This window comes from Spiroplasma mirum ATCC 29335 (assembly GCF_000565195.1).
GTDB lineage: Bacteria > Bacillota_I > Bacilli_A > Mycoplasmatales > Mycoplasmataceae > Spiroplasma > Spiroplasma mirum.
The window spans coordinates 855,835-879,508 of record NZ_CP006720.1; the positions used below are offsets into that span (position 1 = coordinate 855,835).

At 30.7% G+C, this 23,674-nt stretch carries 30 protein-coding genes and 1 pseudogene; 3 read left to right on the forward strand and 28 right to left on the reverse strand.

Features of this window, described 5'->3' with window-relative positions; translation table 4 throughout:
* Window positions 1–7 precede the first annotated feature (7 nt).
* From P344_RS04310 to P344_RS06160, 17 genes are all read right to left on the reverse strand, one after another.
* On the reverse strand, window positions 8–280 hold the full coding sequence (locus P344_RS04310; RefSeq protein WP_025317657.1) for an HU family DNA-binding protein: 273 nt from the start codon (window positions 278–280) through the stop codon (window positions 8–10).
* A 155-nt stretch (window positions 281–435) separates the two neighbouring features.
* A complete protein-coding gene (locus P344_RS07580) occupies window positions 436–795 on the reverse strand; it encodes a hypothetical protein (protein WP_236681364.1) in 360 nt (119 codons plus the stop codon).
* Window positions 796–967: 172 nt separating this feature from the next.
* Window positions 968–1,171, reverse strand: a complete 204-nt coding sequence (locus P344_RS07585) for a hypothetical protein (RefSeq protein WP_236681365.1) — start codon at window positions 1,169–1,171, stop codon at window positions 968–970.
* Between the two features lie 201 nt (window positions 1,172–1,372).
* Window positions 1,373–2,035 carry a deoxyribose-phosphate aldolase gene (gene deoC, locus P344_RS04320; RefSeq protein WP_025317659.1) on the reverse strand — a complete coding sequence of 221 codons (663 nt, stop codon included), beginning with the start codon at window positions 2,033–2,035 and terminating at the stop codon, window positions 1,373–1,375.
* A gap of 17 nt (window positions 2,036–2,052) precedes the next feature.
* Window positions 2,053–3,015: a Gfo/Idh/MocA family protein gene (locus tag P344_RS04325; RefSeq protein ID WP_038677618.1), complete on the reverse strand. Its 963-nt coding sequence runs from the start codon at window positions 3,013–3,015 to the stop codon at window positions 2,053–2,055.
* A gap of 124 nt (window positions 3,016–3,139) precedes the next feature.
* Window positions 3,140–3,829, reverse strand: a complete 690-nt coding sequence (locus P344_RS04330) for a lipoprotein (RefSeq protein ID WP_025317660.1) — start codon at window positions 3,827–3,829, stop codon at window positions 3,140–3,142.
* Window positions 3,830–3,891: 62 nt separating this feature from the next.
* Window positions 3,892–4,473 (reverse strand): hypothetical protein, encoded by a 582-nt coding sequence (locus P344_RS04335; protein WP_025317661.1) that lies wholly within the window; start codon window positions 4,471–4,473, stop codon window positions 3,892–3,894.
* Between the two features lie 13 nt (window positions 4,474–4,486).
* Complete coding sequence (locus P344_RS04340) at window positions 4,487–5,206, reverse strand: RsmE family RNA methyltransferase (protein ID WP_025317662.1); 720 nt, start codon at window positions 5,204–5,206, stop codon at window positions 4,487–4,489.
* A 7-nt stretch (window positions 5,207–5,213) separates the two neighbouring features.
* A complete protein-coding gene (gene coaE / locus P344_RS04345) occupies window positions 5,214–5,789 on the reverse strand; it encodes a dephospho-CoA kinase (RefSeq protein ID WP_025317663.1) in 576 nt (191 codons plus the stop codon).
* Window positions 5,790–5,845: 56 nt separating this feature from the next.
* Window positions 5,846–6,535 carry an SGNH/GDSL hydrolase family protein gene (locus tag P344_RS04350; protein WP_025317664.1) on the reverse strand — a complete coding sequence of 230 codons (690 nt, stop codon included), beginning with the start codon at window positions 6,533–6,535 and terminating at the stop codon, window positions 5,846–5,848.
* 61 nt (window positions 6,536–6,596) lie between these two features.
* Window positions 6,597–6,845, reverse strand: a complete 249-nt coding sequence (locus P344_RS06820; RefSeq protein WP_148552326.1) for a hypothetical protein — start codon at window positions 6,843–6,845, stop codon at window positions 6,597–6,599.
* 131 nt (window positions 6,846–6,976) lie between these two features.
* Window positions 6,977–7,627 carry a hypothetical protein gene (locus tag P344_RS04355; RefSeq protein ID WP_025317665.1) on the reverse strand — a complete coding sequence of 217 codons (651 nt, stop codon included), beginning with the start codon at window positions 7,625–7,627 and terminating at the stop codon, window positions 6,977–6,979.
* 22 nt (window positions 7,628–7,649) lie between these two features.
* A complete protein-coding gene (gene hpt, locus P344_RS04360; RefSeq protein WP_025317666.1) occupies window positions 7,650–8,225 on the reverse strand; it encodes a hypoxanthine phosphoribosyltransferase in 576 nt (191 codons plus the stop codon).
* Between the two features lie 155 nt (window positions 8,226–8,380).
* Window positions 8,381–9,754, reverse strand: a complete 1,374-nt coding sequence (eno, locus tag P344_RS04365) for a phosphopyruvate hydratase (protein ID WP_025317667.1) — start codon at window positions 9,752–9,754, stop codon at window positions 8,381–8,383.
* Window positions 9,755–9,934: 180 nt separating this feature from the next.
* Window positions 9,935–10,102: an ATP synthase subunit c family protein gene (locus P344_RS07590; protein ID WP_236681366.1), complete on the reverse strand. Its 168-nt coding sequence runs from the start codon at window positions 10,100–10,102 to the stop codon at window positions 9,935–9,937.
* Window positions 10,103–10,450: 348 nt separating this feature from the next.
* Entirely contained in the window at window positions 10,451–11,233 is a 783-nt protein-coding gene (locus P344_RS04375) for a sodium/calcium exchanger protein (protein WP_025317668.1), read from the reverse strand.
* A gap of 61 nt (window positions 11,234–11,294) precedes the next feature.
* Window positions 11,295–11,621, reverse strand: coding sequence for a hypothetical protein (locus P344_RS06160; protein WP_051413787.1), 327 nt, complete (start codon window positions 11,619–11,621; stop codon window positions 11,295–11,297).
* Between the two features lie 210 nt (window positions 11,622–11,831).
* Between P344_RS06160 and trpS the strand changes: the two genes are divergently transcribed.
* Window positions 11,832–12,854: a tryptophan--tRNA ligase gene (trpS, locus tag P344_RS04380; RefSeq protein WP_025317670.1), complete on the forward strand. Its 1,023-nt coding sequence runs from the start codon at window positions 11,832–11,834 to the stop codon at window positions 12,852–12,854.
* A 35-nt stretch (window positions 12,855–12,889) separates the two neighbouring features.
* Here trpS and P344_RS04385 read toward each other — a convergent pair whose 3' ends face one another.
* The 4 genes and pseudogenes from P344_RS04385 to P344_RS04395 all read right to left on the reverse strand — a co-directional run bounded on the left by P344_RS04385 (window position 12,890) and on the right by P344_RS04395 (window position 14,703).
* Window positions 12,890–13,174, reverse strand: coding sequence for a beta/alpha barrel domain-containing protein (locus P344_RS04385; protein ID WP_148552327.1), 285 nt, complete (start codon window positions 13,172–13,174; stop codon window positions 12,890–12,892).
* Window positions 13,122–14,013, reverse strand: a pseudogene (locus P344_RS04390) (PTS transporter subunit IIC). The gene P344_RS04385 and the pseudogene P344_RS04390 overlap by 53 nt, the downstream one beginning before the upstream one ends.
* Window positions 13,961–14,128, reverse strand: coding sequence for a PTS transporter subunit IIC (locus P344_RS07950; RefSeq protein WP_269078589.1), 168 nt, complete (start codon window positions 14,126–14,128; stop codon window positions 13,961–13,963). The pseudogene P344_RS04390 and the gene P344_RS07950 overlap by 53 nt, the downstream one beginning before the upstream one ends.
* Before the next feature lie 125 nt (window positions 14,129–14,253).
* A complete protein-coding gene (locus tag P344_RS04395) occupies window positions 14,254–14,703 on the reverse strand; it encodes a PTS sugar transporter subunit IIA (protein WP_025317674.1) in 450 nt (149 codons plus the stop codon).
* A gap of 153 nt (window positions 14,704–14,856) precedes the next feature.
* Between P344_RS04395 and P344_RS07600 the strand changes: the two genes are divergently transcribed.
* Entirely contained in the window at window positions 14,857–15,009 is a 153-nt protein-coding gene (locus P344_RS07600) for a hypothetical protein (RefSeq protein ID WP_236681368.1), read from the forward strand.
* Between the two features lie 496 nt (window positions 15,010–15,505).
* Window positions 15,506–15,640: a hypothetical protein gene (locus tag P344_RS07955; protein ID WP_269078590.1), complete on the forward strand. Its 135-nt coding sequence runs from the start codon at window positions 15,506–15,508 to the stop codon at window positions 15,638–15,640.
* A gap of 57 nt (window positions 15,641–15,697) precedes the next feature.
* Here P344_RS07955 and P344_RS04405 read toward each other — a convergent pair whose 3' ends face one another.
* The 7 genes from P344_RS04405 to P344_RS04430 form a co-directional block, all read right to left on the reverse strand.
* Window positions 15,698–16,576 (reverse strand): hypothetical protein, encoded by an 879-nt coding sequence (locus P344_RS04405; protein WP_025317675.1) that lies wholly within the window; start codon window positions 16,574–16,576, stop codon window positions 15,698–15,700.
* A 56-nt stretch (window positions 16,577–16,632) separates the two neighbouring features.
* Window positions 16,633–16,983 (reverse strand): aldo/keto reductase, encoded by a 351-nt coding sequence (locus tag P344_RS07105; protein WP_201773783.1) that lies wholly within the window; start codon window positions 16,981–16,983, stop codon window positions 16,633–16,635.
* A gap of 18 nt (window positions 16,984–17,001) precedes the next feature.
* Window positions 17,002–17,457 (reverse strand): aldo/keto reductase, encoded by a 456-nt coding sequence (locus P344_RS07110; RefSeq protein WP_201773784.1) that lies wholly within the window; start codon window positions 17,455–17,457, stop codon window positions 17,002–17,004.
* A 70-nt stretch (window positions 17,458–17,527) separates the two neighbouring features.
* Entirely contained in the window at window positions 17,528–18,718 is a 1,191-nt protein-coding gene (locus P344_RS04415) for an acetate kinase (protein WP_025317676.1), read from the reverse strand.
* Window positions 18,719–18,737: 19 nt separating this feature from the next.
* A complete protein-coding gene (gene pta, locus P344_RS04420) occupies window positions 18,738–19,709 on the reverse strand; it encodes a phosphate acetyltransferase (protein ID WP_025317677.1) in 972 nt (323 codons plus the stop codon).
* Window positions 19,710–19,968: 259 nt separating this feature from the next.
* The gene (locus P344_RS04425; protein ID WP_025317678.1) at window positions 19,969–20,622 is read right to left on the reverse strand and encodes a copper homeostasis protein CutC; all 654 of its coding nucleotides are present in this window, start codon (window positions 20,620–20,622) and stop codon (window positions 19,969–19,971) included.
* Window positions 20,623–23,670: a DNA polymerase III subunit alpha gene (locus P344_RS04430; protein WP_025317679.1), complete on the reverse strand. Its 3,048-nt coding sequence runs from the start codon at window positions 23,668–23,670 to the stop codon at window positions 20,623–20,625.
* Window positions 23,671–23,674: the final 4 nt, after the last annotated feature.

Below are 23,674 nucleotides of genomic sequence, written 5' to 3' on the forward strand. Positions count from 1 at the left end.
AATTAAATTAGTTTAATGCATCTTTTAATTGTTTAGCTGCTTTAAATTTAGCTGCTTTAGATGCAGGAATTTTGATAGTTTGTCCAGTTGCTGGGTTTCTTCCATCTCTAGCTGCTCTTTCAGAAATTGAAAACTTTCCAAATCCGGCAATTGATACTTCTTGTCCTTTAGTTAAAGTATTTGAAATTTTTTCAAAAATAAAATTAACCATTCTTTCACCATCGGCTTTTGATGTATTAAATTCTCCAGCTAGTAATTCTGCTAATTCTTTTTTTGACATAATTTTCCACCTCTTCTAATTTAAACCTTATATTTCGTAGGTTTATGTTATTTTACATTATTTTTTATAAAATGTATATAAAATATAGAAAAAAAGACATTTTTTAAAAAATAATTTTTCTGTTTAAAAATTGAAAATAACTAGGAAAAACGGCGTTATTTTGCAATTTCAACTTCTAATAAATAATCTTGGTTATCCGTTTTTACGCAAGAGATTAATCAATGGTTTTTCATCCAGTGGTGTATTTTCGTAATTAACAACATCCTGGTAACCATCCCACGGTTCCACATAAATAAATTTTGCATCATCACATCATTGCATTTTCAAATAATAACATTTGGATAACCAGTGGTACGGATTTTAATAACCCAGTTCGGATTGACTACTAAAATACGATCAGTTGACTTGTCAAATAATTCATAACATTGTGATTTTGAAAAATCATACTTATCTAAAAAGATTTCATTAATGTTTTCCGTTGGTAAACTATCAGTTAAAAAATTATCCAGTGGCACATGGGTCAAAGTTTGTGGACAGTCAAAAATTACTTTTCCTAAATGATCATCATAGATAAAGGCTGGATGTCAACCAAAATTGTATGGTAATTTTTCACTCCCATTATTAACAATATTAACTTTATTAAGTAACTTATTGCCTACTAACTCATAAGTAACATATATGATAAATTTAAATGGATATTGATCTTGAAATTCATCAGTACTTTCAATATCGTACTGTTAAAATTGTTGATGAATACTCAACGACTTCTCAATTAGTAATACTGCGAAAAAAACCATGACCATTCATTGAGTAAGTTTGACCATTATAACGATATTGATTATTAATTAATTTACCGGTAATTGGAAAACAAATTGGTCATGATTTTTTCATGCATTATCTTTTTGATAAACATATTCTTTATTGCCTTTTTTTAATGTTTTTTAATGATACTAATTCAAATGGATCTTTGCTAATTTGGGTGGGCGGTTAGGTTAATTCACCATTATCTAAAATATACATTTTTCCCCTTTTCTCTATTTTCTTTATCATTATAATACAAAAAAAGCCAAAGCGGCTTTCTTTTTCATTAAATTAATATCCAGTTTGGTGACTTTCACCTCTAACAATTGCTACCCCACCACTAGTTCCAATTCTGCTTGCTCCCGCTTTAATCATATTAATAGCGTCTTCTTTTGTACGCACTCCTCCGGCAGCTTTAACTTGGTAGTTATCGCCAACTGTTTTTTTCATCAAGCGAACCGCTTCGACAGTGGCGCCACTTTTATTAAATCCGGATGAAGTTTTAACAAAATCAGCTTTTGCTTCAATTGCTAATTGACAAGCTTTGACAATTTCCTCATTGGATAATAAGCTAATTTCAATAATAACTTTTAAAATTCGATCTCCAGTTGCTTTTTTACAAGCATTAATATCATTTAAAACTAGGGCATAGTCTTTTAATTTAAAAGCCCCAATGTTCATTACCATATCAATTTCATCCGCCCCGTTATTAATAGCATCATTAATTTCAAACGTTTTAACCGCGGTAGTATTTGCTCCTAACGGAAAGCCAACTACTGTGCAAACCTTCACATCACTATCTTGTAATAAGCTAGCTGCTAAACTAACATTTGTCGGATTAACACAAACTGAGGCAAAATCATATTCTTTTGCTTCAGTGCATAGTTTAATAATATCCTCCATTGTCGCTTCTGGTTTTAACAAAGTGTGGTCAATATATTTATTTAACTTCATAACAATTCCTCCTTATGTTATTCGTTAATATTAACTAATTCTAAAACTCTAATTGCTTCAATTGTTAAATCTAATAATCGTCGCATTTCGTTAATATTATTTACTTTAATTATATTGATAAATTTCTTTAATTCATAGACTATTTTATTTTTATTTCCTTCTTCGGTAAATAACTGCGTTGTTTGATCTTGAAAACGATCATAGATTGCTAAATTACTTAGCATTGTTAAATGATCAAATGTAATCGTGTAATCATAACTTAAAATTTCACTTTTGCTAATCCCCGTGGCTGCTTTGGAACACACAATATTAGTAATAATATCATTTTCATGGCGCATAACTACGACGTTATTAATATCAACATTGTTTTTTAACTTATGACTCATTGCTTTAACTTCTTTTACTTTCCCAAATAACGCAATTGCTAACTCCATGGGATATATTAAGGCATCATATAAAGAACCCTTTCCAAGATTTTCATCAAAAACTGAATGATATTCATCTATTAAAACTTCTTTCATACGACTTGAATATTTGTTTCAATGAAAACTTGCAATAAATGGCTTAATTTTATTAACATTTTCACTTAAAACTTCATATTCTGGCAAGTGAATTGGCTTAAAGGCTTCCATTAAAATAACATTATTCACCAGGGCAACCTGTTCTAAATCACGGGCTTCATGGGCACTAAATGCCAATGGTTTCTCTAAAAAAACATGTTTTTGTTGCTGTAAAAAGTATTTAGCTTGTTGGTAATGTAATCCGTTAGGAGACGCAATATAAATTGCATCGATATGATCTAACATATCTTCAAAAGTAGTTGTCATTCGCACTTGCAAATTATTTTTTAAAGAAAAAATCTTGGCTTTTTCCATACTGCGCGAATAAAGACAACTAAGCTCAATATCTTTGATTTGCCGAGCAGCATCAATAAATTCAGTTGCAATATTACCAGTACCAATAATCCCAAATCTTAACATAATTTCACCTCTTATCTATTATTTTATGCTATATTTGTCAAAATAACAAAAAAGTATTTTAAATTTCACTCGGAAAAAGAAAAAAACATTTTAATAAATGTTTTTATGAATTAGTTATTAACAATTAAGCGGTGGTTTTAATCTTAAAAGTAATTTTATCATTAATACTTTTGGCATTAAAGAATGGTGATGTTCCGCTGATTTTCACAATATATTTAGTACTATCATTAGGGTCAAGCCCACCGGTTAAACCAGCCTTATCAAAATAACTATCAGGAGCATTGGGCCCAAAAAGTTGTTTATTAGCAGCTGTTTTTAATTTAGCCAAATTTCCCTTATCAGCTTTAGCAACTTCAATTACTTGGCGACTAGCAGGTAACCAGTCTTCTAAATAAGGCTGTAAATTGACATCCTTTCATTCAACCTGACCGGTAAAACCACTAACATTGGGTTTTGCTTTAAAGTTAACTGTCGCATCTGATAAATTAAGGATTTTATCAACAAGCACAGGAGCTGATATGTTAACTTCAACTTGTGATCAGTCAAAATAATTAGTATAAATTGCTTGAATTGTGGTTTCTAATCCTCGCGTAAAATTAGGAACAGCATCTTGACCATAAACACCATTATAAGTTAAATTAAGTTTTCCATCTTTTGTCACTTTATCATAAGTTAGCTTACTTAAATCAATTCCTGACGCAATTGGACTTGAGCCCCCACCCCCACCTCCTGGTGGTGGTACACAAGCAACAACTGAGGTCGCACTAATTGTAGCAATTGAAATAGCTCCTAACATTGCTAATATTTTCTTCATATCTTAAACTCCTTCTCAAGATGTGGCACTTTAATGCTTCATATATTAATAATTATAACCTATTATTCTGGTTTGTCATCTTCCATAAAAGGATTAATTGGTTTTGAATCTGAAGAAGAGTCATTTTTAACAAGGGGGGCATTTTTTTTATTTTTTAATTCTAACTGTTCTTTTTCTCATTCTTCAGAAGCTTTTCATTTTTCTTTTACTAAGAAGATTTTTTCTTCAACCCGTACAATTGATTCTAAAACGGACACAGCAATGGTTGCCACAAAAACAATTGGAAACCATACATACCAAAAAATACAAATTCCGTTCGGAGTTAAAACATGGGTGTTTCCTAAAATTGTATAAAATAATGTAAACCCAAAGATAAAATATTGGGTAATATAGAAAATATACATAAATAAATTATGTTTTCTATTAAATTGAAAGGTTGTTTTTTTAATTTCATGCGCTCGCACCACATGGTATAGGACAAAAATTGCAATCGCAAAGCCAATTAACACATACGCAATTTTATAACCCGTATTAACACTGACATCTCACTTTTGCATTCCTAAAATTAAAAAAATAACCAATAATGCTGAATATAATACTATATTAGCAATACTAACTAATGATTTGATGGTAATTACTTTCATTTTTCCCCCTATTTTAAAGTTCTTTCTCATATATAATAGCAGATAATAAAAAGATTGGTACAGTTTCTGCGCGTAAAATTCGTGGTCCTAGCGAAACACTATGGTAACCCATTGCTTGGAGTTCTTTAATTTCAAAAGGTTCAAACCCGCCCTCTGGACCAACAATGACAGTAATGGAATGATATTCTTGTTTTAAAACCGTTGACAAAGAATTCACAAAGTTTTCATTTTCATAACAAACAATATTTACATCACTTAAATAAGATTGTAAAGTTGTGAGATCATTACTAATATTAGTAATTTTGGGGATTGAATTCCGATAAGACTGCTCACTTGCTTCTTTACAAATTTTTTCTCACCGTTTAATTTTACTATCATTATTTTCGTTGGCAAGGTGTACAACACAACGTTTAAATTCAAAAGGAACAATTCGACTAACCCCTAATTCCGTTACTTTCTGCAACATTAAATCCCATTTGTGGCTCCGAATCAATCCAGCAACTAAGGTAATTTTAACCTGGGGATCATGATTTTGGGCTAATTCAGTAATTTTGGTAATTACTAATTGTTGATTATTAAGATAGGTAATTGTTGCTAAATAATGGTGCTGTTGATAAATACAAATAATTTGGGTGCTATTTTTTAGCCATAACACGTTTTTAATTTGATGTAAATCAGCATTTTCCAAATAAAATTGATTATAAACTAACCTTGTTGCAAAAAACCGATGCATTGTTATCTTAAGACTCCTTTAAAATTTTAGTCATGACCTTATATAATTTATTATACAATATTTCTTTTTCATTCGTGGTATGAATTGTAATCTTATGGGGATTTTTCCCAAATAATTGTTTTTGAATTTTAATAATATTTTTTGTTTGGCTTTTACTTTTTCCATCACGTTCGAAAACACGAGTGTATAAAACTTTTTTAGAAGCAGTAATAAAGATTTTATAATCAAACTTAATTTTAAAAGCATTCAGGGTCACTGCTTCAATAATGACATTACTATTATGGCATTGCTTTAACAATTGCATGGTTTGATTTTCAACTAATGGCCACACCACGGTATTTAAATCATGATTATCTAACTGATTGTTAAAAATGATATCACGTAAGATCTCTTTATTAATTTGGTTATTTTCATTAATAACATTATCATATTTTTTACGTAAATAGTTTATTACAACTGGATTTTGCATACATTCTTTGGCAATAAGATCAGCATTAATATATTGAAATTGATACTTTTCAACTAAATATTGACTAGCAGTTGTTTTGCCACTACCAATATAACCATAAATTCCTATTATCATTAACATAACCTCATTTCTTTTAAAGTGATAATGCTTGTTAATAAAGTTAATATTAGTTATTTATTTAATCTTAATAAATCTTGGTCAGTAATAATATCAAAAATGGCTTGGGCAACAGCGCTCGTTTCCGCGGGAGTATAATGAATCCCATCATATTTCACCTGGTCTTCGGCACCCGGATTAGCAAATTCTTGCAGATTTAAAACCGGAATGTTATATTTACTAAAATAGTTTTTATAAGCGCCTGGTAAACTCGTTAATAACTCCCCGTCATTTAAAGTAATTGCTTTTGGAGGACAAATTATTAATACCTTGTAATCTGGATCTTCATAATTACCAACATACAAATTTTTAATTCCCTTGATAATATCATGTAAACTGGTAACAATTTTTTCTTCAATATTAAAATCACTTAAGTTATTATATTTAGCATACGCATCATAGCCAAAATAATCATTTGTCCCTAAAAAAATAATAAATAAATCAAAGGGTGATGTTTTGGCATATAAAGCACGTAAGTTATCCATTACATTATCCTGGGGAAAACCAAAATCAACTAGGGGTTTTACAATTGTTCGCCCTGGTTGCGAATCAGTTCTAATTTCAATATTAACCAGTTGATATTCTTGGGCTAATAAATCAGCTAATTTAATTGGTCAGTTATCCGTATCAGCCATTTTCCCTTCCCCCATTGGTAAATACCCATAAGTTAAAGAGTCACCAAGAATTGTAATTTTCTTTGTCATAAGGTTTCCTTCTTTCTTTATCATAATTAATATTTTATCTTATTTTTACTTATTTAGGGTTTTACTTTACGCGTAACATTTTTTGGAAAAACTCAATTACTCATACGATTCCAAAAAAACTAACTAGGGAAATTAACGCATTTTGACCATTGATAAAAAACTTAACTCCAGAATAAATTAAAAAGAATAGCGCAATAAAGAGTGAAACAAAAATTCATAAGAGAATAATTAAGATGATCACTGCTCATTCTCAATAGTTTCTTTTTAATTCATCATTTAACTCTTCGGGAGTGCGAAAACGCGCTAACAAATATCTGAGTGATCACGTAATAATAAACTATAAGTATGATAAGGAAATTAATAAAATAAAAATCACCACTTTAGCTAAAGTATCATTTTGTTGGTTGGTTGTATTCAAACAAATCATCTCCTACTATATTTTTAACTATACAACTTTCGTAGAGCATATACTACTGGGGGAAAGATTAAAATTACTAAAATTGTTTCTGGTAAATAATTAGTTGCTAAAATAATTCACGTAAACGCCTTAAAAAAAGCTTCGTGTTCAGGTTCAGGATATACCAAGGGACCAATAAAATACATAAAAACTAGCACAAACAAGGTATTGAATGTCGAAGTACTAATCGCAATTATTAAATTAAAAGTTTTTAAATAGTGCTTCTGAAACCATGTTAAATGAACATAATCATTATGATAAATTTTTGCTTCCACACAATCACTAACTTTATTAAAACCATAGGCAATCGCTCCCACACATAAGCCCATTAAGACCCGAGGAACAATTGAAAACAAAGGATTAATAAAAATGAAAGCGGTTGGCCCGGGGTATAATAGTTCTTGCACTAACGAAGTTAACCCAAAAACTAACCCGTAAATAACTCCCGCCACAATTAAATTAACATTAACCGTTAAATATAAGGCATATATTCCAATAATAAATAAAATATGCATTAAAGTTAATTTAACAACCCCGACTTTAATATAACCAAGGTAAGGAACAAGACAAAACAACAAAAAAATGGAAATAATAATACCATTAATTGTAATCATTCTTGTTGTAATCTTTTTCATTAATTTAATCTCCTACATTATTTTACCAATTTCAAGTTTTAATTTTGTCAGTATCAGCAATTGCCACATAGGGTAAATTACGTAAGCGTTCTTCATAATCTAGGCCGAACCCAATTAAAAACGCATGGGGAACATCAAAACCAAACCAATCCGGTACTAAGTCTACTTCCCGCCCCGCTTTTTTATCTAATAAAGTAACAACTTTAACCGATTTGGCTCCTTTTAAGATTAAATAATCTTTAATCATTTTAATGGTTTTCCCACTATCAATAATATCTTCAACTAATAAAATATCACGTTGATCAATTGGAATTGGTAAATCAAGAACAATTTTAGGGACGCCATTACCTTTGATTCCACCAAAATATGAGGATACCACCATATATTCGGTTTCACATTCAATAGTTAAGTGGCGAATAAATTTCGCCATAAACGGAATGCACCCTTTTAATAAACCTAAACATAAAATTGTATTATCTTTTAACTTATGTTCTGGTTGCGAATAGTAAGCACTAATTTCCGCTCCTAATTCCGCACAACGTTGGTCAATTTGTTCTTCTGATATTAAAATTTCTTTTACCAAGGGATGAATCATCATGGATTTTTAAACCTGCCTTTTCTTTTTTGGAATATTCCAATTATATATAAAAAACAAAGACTTTAAAAGATAAAGTAACCAAAGAAATTAAAATATTTTATAAAAAAAATAATAAAAACATCTAAGAAGTTTTCTTAGATGTTTGAAATTAGATATTATTTAAAACTTTCAACATGTTTTTTTAAATTGTAGAAGGTTTTAATTCCATCATATTCTGATGCTTGTCCTAATTCATCTTCAATTGCTAATAAACGGTTGTATTTTGCAATACGATCACTTCTTGACATACTTCCGGTTTTGATTTGACCAGTATTTAAAGCAACTGCTAAGTCAGCGATTATGGTATCTTCCGTTTCTCCTGAACGGTGTGAAACAACTGCTGTTCAACCAGCTTTTTGAGCTAATTGGATGGTATCAATAGTTTCAGTAACCGTTCCAATTTGGTTTAATTTAATTAATACTGAATTAGCAGCATTTTTAGCGATTCCTTCAGCAGTAATTTTTGGATTAGTTACAAATAAGTCATCACCAACAATTTGGATTTTGTGCCCCATTGTTTTAACTTGTAATTGAAAACCATCCCAGTCTGCTTCAGCTAATCCATCTTCAACTGAAATAATTGGATATTTATCAACTAGTTTATCTAAATAAGCAACCATTTCTTCAGTAGTCATTGCTCATTCTTGTCCTGTTACTTTTTCAATTTTTTTAAAGTGGTATTTTTTGTCATCAAAGTATAATTCTGATGAAGCACAATCCATTGCAATCATTACCCCATTTTCGCCTGGTTTGTATCCTGCTTGTTGGATTGCTTCTACAATTAAGTCTAATGCTACTTCGGCTGGAGTATGAGCTTTAAAAGTTTCTAAATTTTGGTTTTCATAAGCTCAGTTAAAGTGGGGCGCAAATCCCCCTTCATCACCAACAGCGGTAATGTCACCTTTATCATGCAAGATTTTTTTCAAAGTGTGGAAGATTTCTGCTGATCATCTTAATGCTTCACGTAAAGTTGGTGCTCCAACTGGCATAATCATAAATTCTTGGAAGTCAATAGCACTATCGGCGTGTTCTCCTCCGTTAATAATGTTTAACATTGGAACTGGTAATTTTTTGGCATTAACCCCACCTAAATAACGGTATAATGGAATTTCTAATTCACTGGCTGCTGCTTTGGCAACTGCCATTGAAACTCCTAACATAGAATTAGCTCCTAAGTTTTTTTTGAAATCAGTTCCATCTAAAGTAATCATAATATTATCAATTGCAACTTGGTCAGTAACTTCTATCCCAACAATTGCATCGACAATTTTAGTGTTAACATTATTAACAGCTGCTAAAACACCTTTCCCTTGGTAACGTGATTTGTCCCCATCACGTAATTCTAAGGCTTCACGACTACCTGTTGATGCTCCCGAAGGAACCATCGCTGATCCATAACCACCAAACTCAGTTCATACTTCAACTTGAACTGTTGGATTTCCCCGTGAGTCTAATACTTCACGAGCGTAAATTTTTTCAATTTTTGACATTTGTATATCTCCTTTTTTCCTAACCATATAATTATAAATACTTACTACTTTATTATATTACTTGAACTTAAAATGTAAACCTACGAAGGCAAAAAAATGTAGATTTTATCAATTTTTAAATAAATTAAACAAAGATAATATCGTTAAAAAAAGATAGATTTTTATAATCTATCTTTTTTATTAGGCAACAACAAAGGCTAAGATAATCGCAATAACTAAAGCATAAATAGTACCTGATTCAGTAATGGCATTCCCAATAATGAATAAGGTTCTAACTTGGTCCCCAGCTTCTGGGTTCCGTGCAATAACTTCAATTGTTTCCCCCAGTATAAGTATAACCTTGTCCAATTCCCGCACCAGCGCAACCAATTACGGCTATTCCGGCTCCAATATAACTTAAGTTAACTTTGATTTCAACATTAACAACTGGTGATCAAAACACCGCTAAGCAATTACTTACTAGTTCTAACACATAATAACCTTTCACTTCTATAATTAAAGTTTTTAATTGTTAAAAATAAACAACGATTCTTATCTTCCTTTAACAATCAAAAAATTAATTATTTTTATTTTAATGCTTCTAAATGTAGTAATAATTTCTACATTTACTGGTATTATAACATTAAAAAAATAATAAGTTAATAAAAATTTTATAAAAAACCTTAAATTTTTTAAGGAATTTAGTAATTTATGGCATTATGGTAAAGGAGTAATTGACGCAATCACCGTTAGGTTGACAGCTCAAATGCTAATAAAAATTAAAATAATAACAAGATTTAAAAAGATGCATACTTTTCAGTGGCGCACAACTTGGAGTTGAATTGTTAAGCGGGTTAAAACAACTAGAACAAACTGTATTAAAGTTAACATAAAGTACTGTAAATAATCTTGATCATATAAAATAATATGGTTTAACACTCCATCCCCTTGAAAAGCAATATCACCAAAAAAATTGATAACATTATTATATAAAATTGAACCAACTAACCCACCAAAGGCAATATTATTTTTTCCCATCTTAAGAAGCGTAAAAGTTAAAATTGTTTCGGGCATGTTTGTTACAAATGATAGTAACAATCCTCCCGCTGAAGTTTCGAGAATATGATAAGCATGGGGAACCACTCCCATAATTAATAATAAACAAAATGAAAAACTAACTAACACCACAATCGCAATAATAAAGAAAACAAATAGTTGTTTTATTGTTAAATGATTTTTTAACTCTTTCTCTGTGGTTTCATCTTCTTCATCATACTGACCAACTAAGTTTTTATCATAGGTTACTGGTTCTTTTTTATTTTGCCGTAAAAAGAAAAAGATTGTTGAAATATAGGACACCGCAAATAGTAATAAAACTCATGAGATATTAATTCCCGGAATTGTATATGCTAAAAAACGAAGGGCATTTAAAGTTTCCACCGTAAAATGCTGGGGAATAAAAGTTAAAAATAATACGAAAGAGAAACTTAACCCAACCATTAATAAAATACGATTTCATTTGTTTACCCGAATAAACAACTGGCAACGAATAAAAAATAAACTAATAAGAGCAAATAAAAATAGATAGTATTAATTTCCCCTCAATTGTATTCGTAAAAGATTGATGAGAAAATCCCGACCCCCACCCCATTGTTAAAGCAATTCTTGTTTCTGGTAAGGAAGTAACAGTTGCTAAAATTAAGGCGTCCGCCGCAGATTGTTTAATTTTTTTCCGCGCTGATCACGCCACTAAATATTCGGACATATATTTGAAAGCAAAAATAACCCCCACGGCAAAAAATAAAAACGGAATTCAGAGCACTGCTTGGGCTATTTTTCCCTCGTATAAATGTATCGGTTTAAATATATCAATATTTCAAGTAAGCAATTTTCCTATAGTTCTAAATACTTTCTATTTTTTCTAATTAATATTAATTATAATATATATTAAATAAAAAAAAGAAATCTTTATCTAAAATAAAAGTATTAACTTAGAAAAAATCCTAAAAATAAAGGAAAAAATCAATGTTCGATTTATAATTGATAATTATTTAATGATATGATTAAATAACAAACAAAAAATAAAGGAGGACACATCATGAATAACAAAAAACCAACAATCTTATCGGGGATTACCGCCACTGGAAAATTAACATTAGGAAATTATATAGGAGCAATGAAAAATTTTATTGAACTACAAAAAGATAATAACTTAATTATTTTTGTGGCTAATTTACATGCAATTACCATTCCAATTGACCAAGAAGAATTACGCGCCAATACTAAAACAATGGTTGCTTTATACTATGCTTGTGGATTAGATCCAGAGAAATCAATTATTTTCATCCAATCAGATGTTTTAGAGCATACCCAGTTAGGACACATCTTATTATGTAACACCACAATTGGTGAGCTTTCGCGAATGACCCAGTTTAAGGATAAATCAGTAAAAATGAAAGCGGAAAACGGAACGGAATACATTCCAACTGGACTATTGACTTATCCAGCGTTAATGGCCGCTGATATTCTATTATACGATGCTGATTTAGTCCCAGTGGGAAAAGATCAAAAACAACATATTGAATTAACGAGAAACATTGCGGAACGAATGAATAATAAATATAACCCTAACTTATTTAAAATTCCAGATGATTTTATTCCCGAAGTAGGTAGCAAAATTATGAACTTACAAGAACCGAGCAAAAAAATGAGTAAATCAAGCAATAATCCAAAGTCATACATTGGGATGCTTGATACTCCCGAAGAAATCAGAAAAAAAATTAAAAGTGCAGTTACCGACTCCGAAGGTATTATACGGTATGATGTTGAAAATAAACCCGGGATTAGCAATTTATTAACAATCTATGCGGCTTTAAAAAACATTACAATTGAAAAAGCAGTTAGTAACCTACAAAATTTAGACTACGGAGCATTTAAAAAAGCAGTAGCTGAGGAAATTATTAAAACTTTACAACCAATCCAAGAAAAATACCATGCCATTATGAACAGTGACCAAATTGATGAATTAATTGCGGCGGGAGCAAATAAGGCGCGTGCCATTGCGGTGAAAAAATTAACAAAAGTAAAAAACAGCATTGGGTTAAACTACAAACGAAAATAAAAATAACAAAGTACTAACATCTTGTTATTACTTTTTTAATTAAGCAGCGCATTTTTTTGCATTACTGTTTGATAATTCTCACTATTAAATAATAACGAACCAACCACAATCAAATCAAGTCCTGTTTTAATTAACCGCGCAAGATTTTCTCACCGGACACCCCCATCAATTTGAAAGGAAAGATGGTGATACTGGGTTTGGAAAGTTTTAATGTGTGCGAACTTTGCTCAAGTTGAATCATCAAAAGTTTGACCTGTAAAACCGGGCTTAATACTGACCACCGATACTATGGACAATTGCAATGGTAATGACCATCCCAATAATTCCCCCCACAAACGAAGAAATGAAACCAATTAGAACGGCATTGGGAACATAGAGAAAGACCGTTGGACAATCTAACGCTGGTTTAGCATTTGGAACAACTTTATCCGAAATTCCTTTGAAAGAAGGCACAATTTCGCGATAAACATATGCACCCCAATTAATAATACTTCTACTCCTGCGGCAAAGGTAAAGGCTTGAAGCATTCCTTGGATAAAGACATCATCCCCACTGCTAATAATATTTTTAGCAACTAACACATCATAGCCTTTTAAATCTCACGCTGTGAAATAGATTACTAAGTATAAAACAAACATTATAATTGCAAGAGCAATATTCGTATTTCTTAAAAAACTTAGTTCTTTGGGAAAATTAATATCTTCGATTAATTTAATTGTTTTCCGGCTTAGTTTGTCAACAATCATTCCAATCCAAGCAGCAAATAAATATGATAATGATCCCGTATGACCAACAGCTAGGGTATTGGATTTCGTAATTTTAACTACATAGTAATTTAAGAGCGCTGGAGAAATAATCATCCATAATGACATTAATAACGCTCCGGTTACCACGATAATTGATAAATCTTCATTAAGATTTAAACCAGCAATATTTAAAACTCCTGCTCCATAACTGACATATAAAATAAGACATGACCAGTTAAATAAATGTATTTATAAGCAGTAATTCTTGCCAATAAAATATTTAACGCCATTGCACAAATCATAATTAATGATCCGGCTAACACACAATTTGGGGGATTTGGCTTAAAAAAATCCTGGGCATTACTCATTGTTAGAAATTGCCCTCTTAATTCCAAATAATAAATTAGAGGCATTTTCTAATTTTTTAACAGCGCCGATTAAAATACCAGCGCCCTCGCCAATAATTAAAAACCCAATGGTCGTTTTAATGGTTGCCGAAATTGTTTTGGTAAATTTTTTGCGTTGCAATAAACAACCCACCAGGGCAAACAGATCAATTAAAATTGCGGGAGTACCAATAAATTATTTAAAAAAGTTTAACACAAATTTCCCAGTTGTATGGGTTAAAAATAATTCTATTTTTTCTTCCTCCTCTATTTATCATATTTCTTAATAATTTTAACCAGTTCTTTTTGGGAATAACAATTTTTTAAATCTTGTAAAAATTGTTGATTAGTAAAAAGCGTGGCAACTGCTTGTAATAATCCCATATGACTATCACCATCAACAGCTGCTAAAGCTAAACAAAAATTAACATGGTATTTTGGTTCATCTTTAAAAATGATGGGGTTTTTAAAATAAGTAAAACTAATTCCGGTTTTTAATATCGCCGGATCAACATTAATATGCATTAGTGCTAACTGCGGAGCAATTACATAGTACGGTCCAAGTTCATTAGTAATTTTAATAACTTTCGTTGGAAAGTCTGGAGTAACATAACCATGGTTGATCAACAATTGTGAGCCTAAATGGACTCCTGTTTGTCAATCACTAACCGGATTTTGGTCAGTATAATCAATTAATTTTTTATTAAATAAATTCATTATCTATCTCGCCTTTCTAAGCTATATTGTTCAATATGCTACCTTAATTGTAGTTTGATAAAAAATTGTTTCAATTTTAGGAGGATAATTTGTAAATTTTACCAACTAATGTAAATTTTATAGTAAACTCTTATATTAAAGGGGGAGAGGACAATGATTTCAATTATAATATTAACTTCTTATGACCTAACTTATTCGGAAGAACATATTGCAAAAGAAATTAACAAAAATCCAAATTATTTTATTAAAAATTCAATTACAACCATTAGTCAAGAATTAGGGGTGGCCATATCAACCATTTCATAATTAGCAAAAAACTAGGCTATAAAACTTTTAAGGAATTTAAGTTATTCATTTATGAAAAAAATAAGCAAATTAAAAATAACTTTAGTATTGAAAACGGGGGAAAACTACCAAAGTTAATACAAAAAATTAAGAATTTTAATATGTATTCAATTTTTGAAACAATTAATAATCTTGATTTAGATGAGCTCAATAGTGTAATTCATTGCATTCTTAACTCAAAGCGAATCTTTATTTATGGAGTTGGTTCGGGGGGTGGCTAGTGAGATAAACAATAATTTTCGAAGGCTCGGATTAAATTCTCATACTTCTTAGGATTTTCATGGCTAAATCTTATTTTTAAATTTTTTTAAAGAAAATGAATTATTTATCTTATTTTCAACTTCGGGATTAACCCGGGAAATTATTATTGAGCTCATTAAAATTGCCCATCATAACAACTGTCAAACTTTATTAATTACAACGCGGCAATATTTAACCAAGACACTCCAGCCAAACTTTGTTTTATATTATTAATGTGCATTATGATGAATCAGCTTATTTTCCAATTATTTCCAGTAAAATTTCCCAATTAATTATTAGTGATATCCTTGTTAGTATGTTAATTGAAAAACTAGCGGATAAACAACAATAAATTGAAAATGGTAAATATCTAATTGTTAATTGAAACCGCACTGGTTCTATTTTTTAGTTAAGCAATTAAATATTTCGCACGAAGGGTTCATTTAAATTCCCCAATTTTATTAGTAAAAACAGCTTCCATAACATCACTATAATTAGGAATGGATGTAAATAAATTACTAAAGGTAAGGGTCAATTTACCACGAATTAAATATTGAAAAAAATCATCAATATTTTTAATTGCCTTAATGTTACTTAAATAAACTGGTTCTAATGCCCCGGGGTTATTATAAACATCAGCTAGTCATGTCTTTAAAACATCGTCATTCGAACTATTTTGCTTAATCTTTAAGTACTTTTGGGTTTCTAAAATATTAACAAAATAATTACCCAAATCTTTGTTAATTTCTCAGTTTCAAAAATCATCACTGTTTAAATTAATTGTCGTGTAATACAAAGTAATGGTTGATGGTTGTCCCGAAAGGTTAATTTGTTGTAACGCAACCTGCCCACTACTATAAGTATAATTGGTACTATTTTTTAGCATCGGAAAAAGTTGAATAAAATTAGCAATTGTTTGTCAAGAAGGTAGCTTGTCTTTAGTTGGTGCTAAATAGATTTTAAATAAAACATTACTATTAATATCAAAACTATCGACTTTACTAGAATTATCATATTGGAGATTAATTGTTGGAGATAAGGTATGAAATTCATTTGTTCCATTAAACATTGAAAAAATTGAATCATCCCCCTTAGTATGGTGTGCTAAATAGTTGCCTTCCGCAATTTCTTCTAAGTGATAACCCGCTAAAAACTGGTTAATATCCGGGGTTAAACTATTATCTTCACTTGGTAAATAGGTTTGTGCTCCATGCCGGCAACTAACTAGATAATAACTAGGAGTTGCTGCTAACAAAATGGCAGTAATTACTGCTAAAATTTTTTTCATTCTAAACAATCAGTCCTTTTGTTGATGGTGAGATTAATAATAATCTCGGAAATAACTTAAAAATCAAAATTATTGGGATCTGGTCCTAACCGTTGTTCTGGGATAGTAAATAAACTATACATATCACTATCATCTAACCAAAAATCATCTAATTGCACATTGGAAATAATGCGTTCTTCATGACTTGACTTTGGCAATACCACAGTTTCTTGTTGAATTGTCCATTTTAAACAAACTTGACCAACATTTTTATTATGTTTTTTGGAAATTTCAACAATAATTGGAACTTCACTAGCTTTTCCTTGCATCATTGTGCTTCATGATTCCACCACAATTTGGTGACTACGACAATATGCTAAGACTTCACTATTATTTAGTCCCGGGTGAAGTTCAATTTGATTAACCATTGGTTTTACTTTACAATGTTATAGGAGTGCTTCTAAATGACTAACTTCAAAGTTACTTACCCCAATTGCTTTTAATTTACCAGCTTGATATTGTTCTTCTAATGCCCTGTAACATTCTAAGCGTTTTGGTGTTGGTCAATGAATTAAGCAAAGATCTAAATAATCAAGTCGCAAACATTCTAACATTTCATCAACTTGTTTTAAAGCCTTTTCATAATCATGGTCACTATTTCAAATTTTGCTAGTGATAAAAATCTCATCACGGGGAATCCCACTATCTTTAATTGCTTTGCCAATGATAACTTCGTTGCCATAATATTGGGCGGTATCTAAGTGACGGTAACCATTTTTTAACGCTGTTAATACCGCATGATAGGTTTCTTGTTCATCGGTTAATTTATATGTTCCCAAACCAATAATAGGAATTTGGGTTCCATTATTTAATTTTAATTTTTGTTCTAATACTTTTGGCATGAAGAGTACCTCACTTTCTTATCCATTTATATTTTAACTTAAAATAAAAAATAATCACTTTTAAAAGTGATTATTTTTGTGTTAAGTGGTAAGTATCTTCACAAATTATAATTTCTTCGTTCGTACGGATTGCATAAACGGGAACTGTGGCATTTGCACCAGAAATTAAGTTTTCCGAATCATAGCCTTGTTCATTGTGTTCTTTAACTAAGTCAAAGTTAATTAATTTAACTTCATTGGCAACTAAGCTTCGCATTATAGCTGAATTTTCCCCAATTCCAGCTGTGAAGACAATCGCATCGGCATTACCCCCTAATTCATTTAAATATGCCACAATATATTTAGCAATTCTTTTTGCACTCATTTTTAAAGCTAATTTACTACGGGGATTGCTCTCTGCACTCCCTACAACATCGCGTAAATCAGAAGAAACACCAGAAATCCCTAATAATCCTGATTTTTTATTTAAAGTATTGGTAATGGCAACAATATCTTCGCCAGTTTGACTCGCAATATAGTTTGGAATTGACGGGTCAATATCACCACTACGGGTTCCCATAATTAATCCTTCTAATGGGGTAATTCCCATTGAAGTATTATAACTTTGACCATTTTTAACTGCACAAATACTTGCTCCATTTCCTAAGTGACAAACAATGGCTTTTACTTTATCAATTGGTTTATTTAAAATTGTTCCTAGTCTTTTTGTAATGTAACGATATGATATTCCGTGGAATCCATAGCGGCGAACTTGGTGGTCAGTATATCATTTATATGGCCCAGAATATAAATAATTTTCAACTGGCATTGTGGCATGGAATGAAGTATCAAACACTGCCACATTTGGAACACTAGTAATTTTTTGGAAGGCTTCGATCGCCGAAATTGCGGGAGGATTATGTAATGGTGCTAAAATAACCATTTTTTTAATTTCCGCAAAAACTTCATCTGTAATGACCGTTGACTGCGTAAATTTTTCACCCCCATGCACAATTCGGTGTCCAATTCCGGTGATATCAGAAAAATCTTTAATAATTCCGTGTTCTTCTAATTTATTAATTAATACTTTCGCTGTTGCTTCATGGTCTTTTAAATCTTCTTTGGTTTCAAACTCTTGCCCATTAAATTTAATTTTAAAAACCCCATCTAAATAAATTCGTTCGGCCAAACCTTTACAAATAACTTCGTAATTATTCTCCCCGTTTACTTTATATAATTGAAATTTCATTGAACTACTTCCAGCATTGATCACTAATATCATTTTTTTTCTTTTTCCTTTCTTATTTTTGACTGCAAACATATGAATAAGCAGTCACTAATACAGTGTTATAAATATCATCAGTAGTCGCTCCCCGCGACAAATCGTTCACCGGTTTATCCAAACCAATAATAATTGGTCCAACCGCTTTAAACCCCCCCATTCGTTGAGCAATTTTATAGCCAATGTTTCCAGCATCTAAGTTAGGAAACACAAAAATATCAGCTCGTGATTTAATTGGTGAAGTTGGTGCCTTTTTCTTTCTAATTTCATCGTCCCAGGCCGCATCAAATTGAAATTCACCATCAACTAAGCAGTCAATGTTACGACTTCGAATAATTTCATAAGCAGTTCAAACTTTATTAACTGAATCACCAGCTCCTGATCCTTTAGTTGAATACGATAATAAGGCCATTTTAGGATCTTTAAAATCAAAAATTTGGGATGCTTCATATCCTAAATACGCAATGTCGGCTAATTCCTCAGCACTCGGATTAATATTTAAAGCACAATCCGTAAAAATATAACGTTCTTCATTACGAACCATTAAAAAAAATGAAGAAACTAAACTAACATTTGCTTTTGGACGGATAATTTGTAAAGCCGGGCGAATAATATCTTTTGTATCATAAGAAATCCCGCCAACCATTCCGTCAGCTTTCCCCATTTTTACTCAAATTGTTGCAAAATAATTAGGTTGTTTTACTAATCTAGTTGCTTCCGCAATTGAAGTTTTCCCTTTTCTAATTTCTACTAAGAAGTTTGCTAACGCATCAGTATTTTGTTCTTCAATTACAAGAATTTCAGCGTCCTCATCCATTAAGTTCTGCGGAACTTCATCGCGTCTTTGAAAGACAAGAACCGGTGTAATTTTTGTATTTTGGAACTTTGGTACTACTTCCTGAATCCGTTCGGAAGCTCCTTCAGGAAAAATAATTCGAACATTTTTTTCATATTTTTCAATGTTCTGCATTATTAACTCTAGCACATTCATTTCTCTACCTCTTTTCTGTATTTTTACAATAATAATTATATTACTAAATGAATATATTCCGTTAAATTTATTAACATTTTTAAAAATTATATTTGGTGCTATGATAATTTTAAAAAAATAGAGATACTATTAACCAGGGGTTAACAAGCACGGAAGGAGCCGATTTAATTGCTTATGCCTATTGCCCCAACATATTTGTTTAAAAGAAATTTTAGTTTCCCATACAGACCAAAAAAATATAAAAAGATTTAAATAAGTTCTACTTAATTTGTAGTAACTTATTTAAATCAATTTTTTTTGCTCAGGAATGATCAATACGAGCAGCACTTCCAATATGAATGGCGTCACAGTGTTTACTAATAATTTGATAATTGTCCAAATTAACACCACTTCCCCCTTGAATTTCAACCCCGTGGTGTCGGAGTTGATCAAAAATTGCTAGGTTATCCATAATCTTCGTAACGCCTCCCTGGGTTAAAACAGTACTAATGTTTAACTGGTGTAATTCGTGGATTGCTTTTTGCTTATTAATAATTTCGTCAAAAGCACGGTGAAAAGTTACTTTCAATGGTTTTGCTAGCACCACTAATTCTTGCATATGCGGAATGTCAACTTCTTTATTCGGAGTGATAATTCCCACTACAATTCCATCAGCTTTTGTTGTTTTAATATATTCAATATCTTTTTTAATTTGTTCAAATTCTTCAGGATGGTAGTAAAAATCAGCATCCTGGTGGCGTGTAATTACCCGAATTGGAATTGTACTTATCACACAACTTTCTTTAATAACATCATAATCGGGAGTATAGCCCCCATGCTCTAATTCGACACATAGTTCAATCCGACTCACATTTTGTGCTTGATTAATAACTTTAACATCTTCAACACTAGTTGCAATAACTTCTAAAAACATCTATTTATTCTCCGTGGTAATTAATTTAATCCGGTTCATAATTCCGTTAATTTTATCTTGGTAACTACCTAACTTAATATTTAACAAAATTACATTGTTAGGTTTAAGTAAAACAGCATATTGTTGATATTTATTGGCAAAAACAGTAATACTAATTGCCCCACTTTCATCATAACAATCAACAAAGGCCATTTTTTTATTATTCTTATCAAAAATTTCTTTTACCCGCTTAATAATTACTAAAATATTGGTTGTACCTTGAGACAATTTTAAATCACTAATTAAAGTCGTTTTTTGTTCATAATCTCCTAAAGTTCGAATATATTTTAGTGGGTGATTGGATAAGTAAAATCCTAAAAACTCATATTCTTTTTTAATATTATTAATAACATCATCTTCAAAAATAACAACTTCTGGTTTTTCAGCAAGATGAGGATTAATTATTAACTGCTCATTATTTTCCGAAACTTTAATAACTTCGACATAATTGGCCAGTAAATTATAATTATTAAATAACGTTGTACGATTAAAATTAAGATAATCTAACGCCCCGGTGTAACATAATGCTTCATAGGTTTTTTTATTTAACCCTTTTTTATATAACCGAATAAAAATATCATATAAATCTTGAAACTCCCCGCGTTCGTGGTATTCTTGGGCAATTTTATTATAAAATGCATAACCAATTTGTTTAATTACTAATAATGGTAAACAAATTTTATCATCTCTGGTTACATACGTACTTAGGGGTAAAATAATTGAGGGTGGTAAAATTCCTAAATTATTTTTTCTTGCTAATTGGATATAATCCGCTGTTTTATTTTCATCTCCAATTACATTTGTTAATAAACTTGCTAAAAATTGAGATGGATAATTGGCTTTTAAATAAGCCATTTGATAGCCCAAGAGAGAATAAGCAACTGCGTGACTACGGTTAAAACCATAAGCAGCAAATTTATAAATTAAATTTCAAATATCATTGGCAATTTCGGGAGTATAATGGTTTTTCACCGCATTATTAAGAAACTCGGTTTTTAACTCATTCATATAACTTGATTCTTTTTTCCCCATGGCACGGCGTAAAATATCCGCTTTAGCTAGTGAAAAATTGGCAACTTTTTGGGCAATTAACATTACTTGTTCTTGGTAAACAATAATCCCATAGGTCGGAGCCAAGATATCTTTTAACCGATCATCAAGGTAAGAAAATTTTACATGGTGATTTTTGCGTTGAATATACAAGGGAATATTGTCTTGGGGTCCGGGGCGATATAACGATGAGGTTGCCACAATATCTTCTAACTTATCTGGTTGCATTTCAATTAAGACCTTGGTCATTCCGGGTGATTCTAACTGAAAAATTCCCTTGGTGTCACCCGATGATAATAATTTAAAAGTTTTGGCATCATTCAGTGGGATTTTCTGCAAGTTAATCTTTACTTTTATTTCTTGATAAATATTATTAATAACATTATGCAAAATAGTTAAATTTCGCAAACCTAATAAATCCATTTTTAATAACCCTAATTCTTCTAAATAATTCATTGAATATTGGGTTTGATAAATACCATTATAACCTTCCCGAATGGGCACTACAGTTGCTAACGGTTTTTGTGATAACACTACTCCGGCGGCATGGGTTCCGGTTTGACGAGGTAAACCCACAATTTTGGGAAGATATAAAAAGATGTGGGGATATTTTTTACTATAAAAATCTAGAACATTGTTATTAGTAAAAGCATTTGTAAAGTTATAATTATCTTCTAAGCGAACGGCTTTACTCATTTTATCTGCTTCTTCTAAAGAGATCCCAAACACCCGACACACATCACGTAAGGCCATTTTCATCCCACTTGTTTGGAAGGTGACAATATGGGCAATATGTTGCTGACCATATTTTTCAAATAAATACTCCACCACTGCTTCGCGCTTATCATCTTGAAAGTCAATATCAATATCGGGCATTCCTTGGCGTTCCGGGTTTAAAAAACGTTCAAAAATTAAATTTTCTTGCACTGGGTCAATTGTTGTAATATCTAATAAATAGCTAACTAAACTCCCAGCAGCACTTCCCCGACCGGGACCAACATAAATATTATTTTTTTTTGCAAAATTAACATAGTCCCACACAATTAAAAAATAATCATTAAAATCCATTTGGTCAATAATGTCTAATTCATATTTTAAACGGACTAAATATTTATTTTCAACGTGGCTCCCTAATTTATATTTCATTCCCTTTTTACAAACTCCCCGTAAGAAATCACGACTAGCAACATTCTCAGGCGTTGGATACTTTAATAAATTATCATGAATATTTTGATGTTTTAAATCATAACCTTGAATATTACTAATAAAAGCACTAATATTATCTAAATATTGTTCATACTCCGAACTATAATTATCAAAAGCAAAGGTATCTTTGACCATGCTTTCTTTAAACAAAATTTGTTTTTTAATTGCATTAATAATTTTATAAGCATTAAAATCTGTGTTGTCAAAATAAAGAACTTTGTTATTTCAAATAATTTTATCATTCGTAACTAATTCTTTAAAAAAAGATAATAACATTAAATTATTATTATTAAGACCTAAATATAAATTATCAGGATTATTAAGCATTGTTAATAGTTTTTGGTAAAAAACAACATCATAATTAACTTCTTCAAAATTAATAATAATTTTTAAATGATCATTAATAAATGGTAACAAGGTTGAAAAATCAATAACATTATCTTTTTCATTATTGGTCATAATTCAGGATGAAATTTTAACAAGGTTAAAATAACCCGCTTGGTTAATCGCAAAGAGGTTTAAATTATATTTTTGATTATTAAAATAAGTATAAAAGTTTAAACCAATAATGGGCGTAATGTTATGGGAACAACATTTTTCATGAAATTCATAGACACCATACATGTTATTATCACAGATTGCTAAAGCTGGTAAACCATTTGTCTGTCCATAGGCCAGATAATTATCAATTCCAATTAGTGATGATAATAAACTATAATTTGTCCGAACATTTAAATGCATTTTGGCCATCATGATT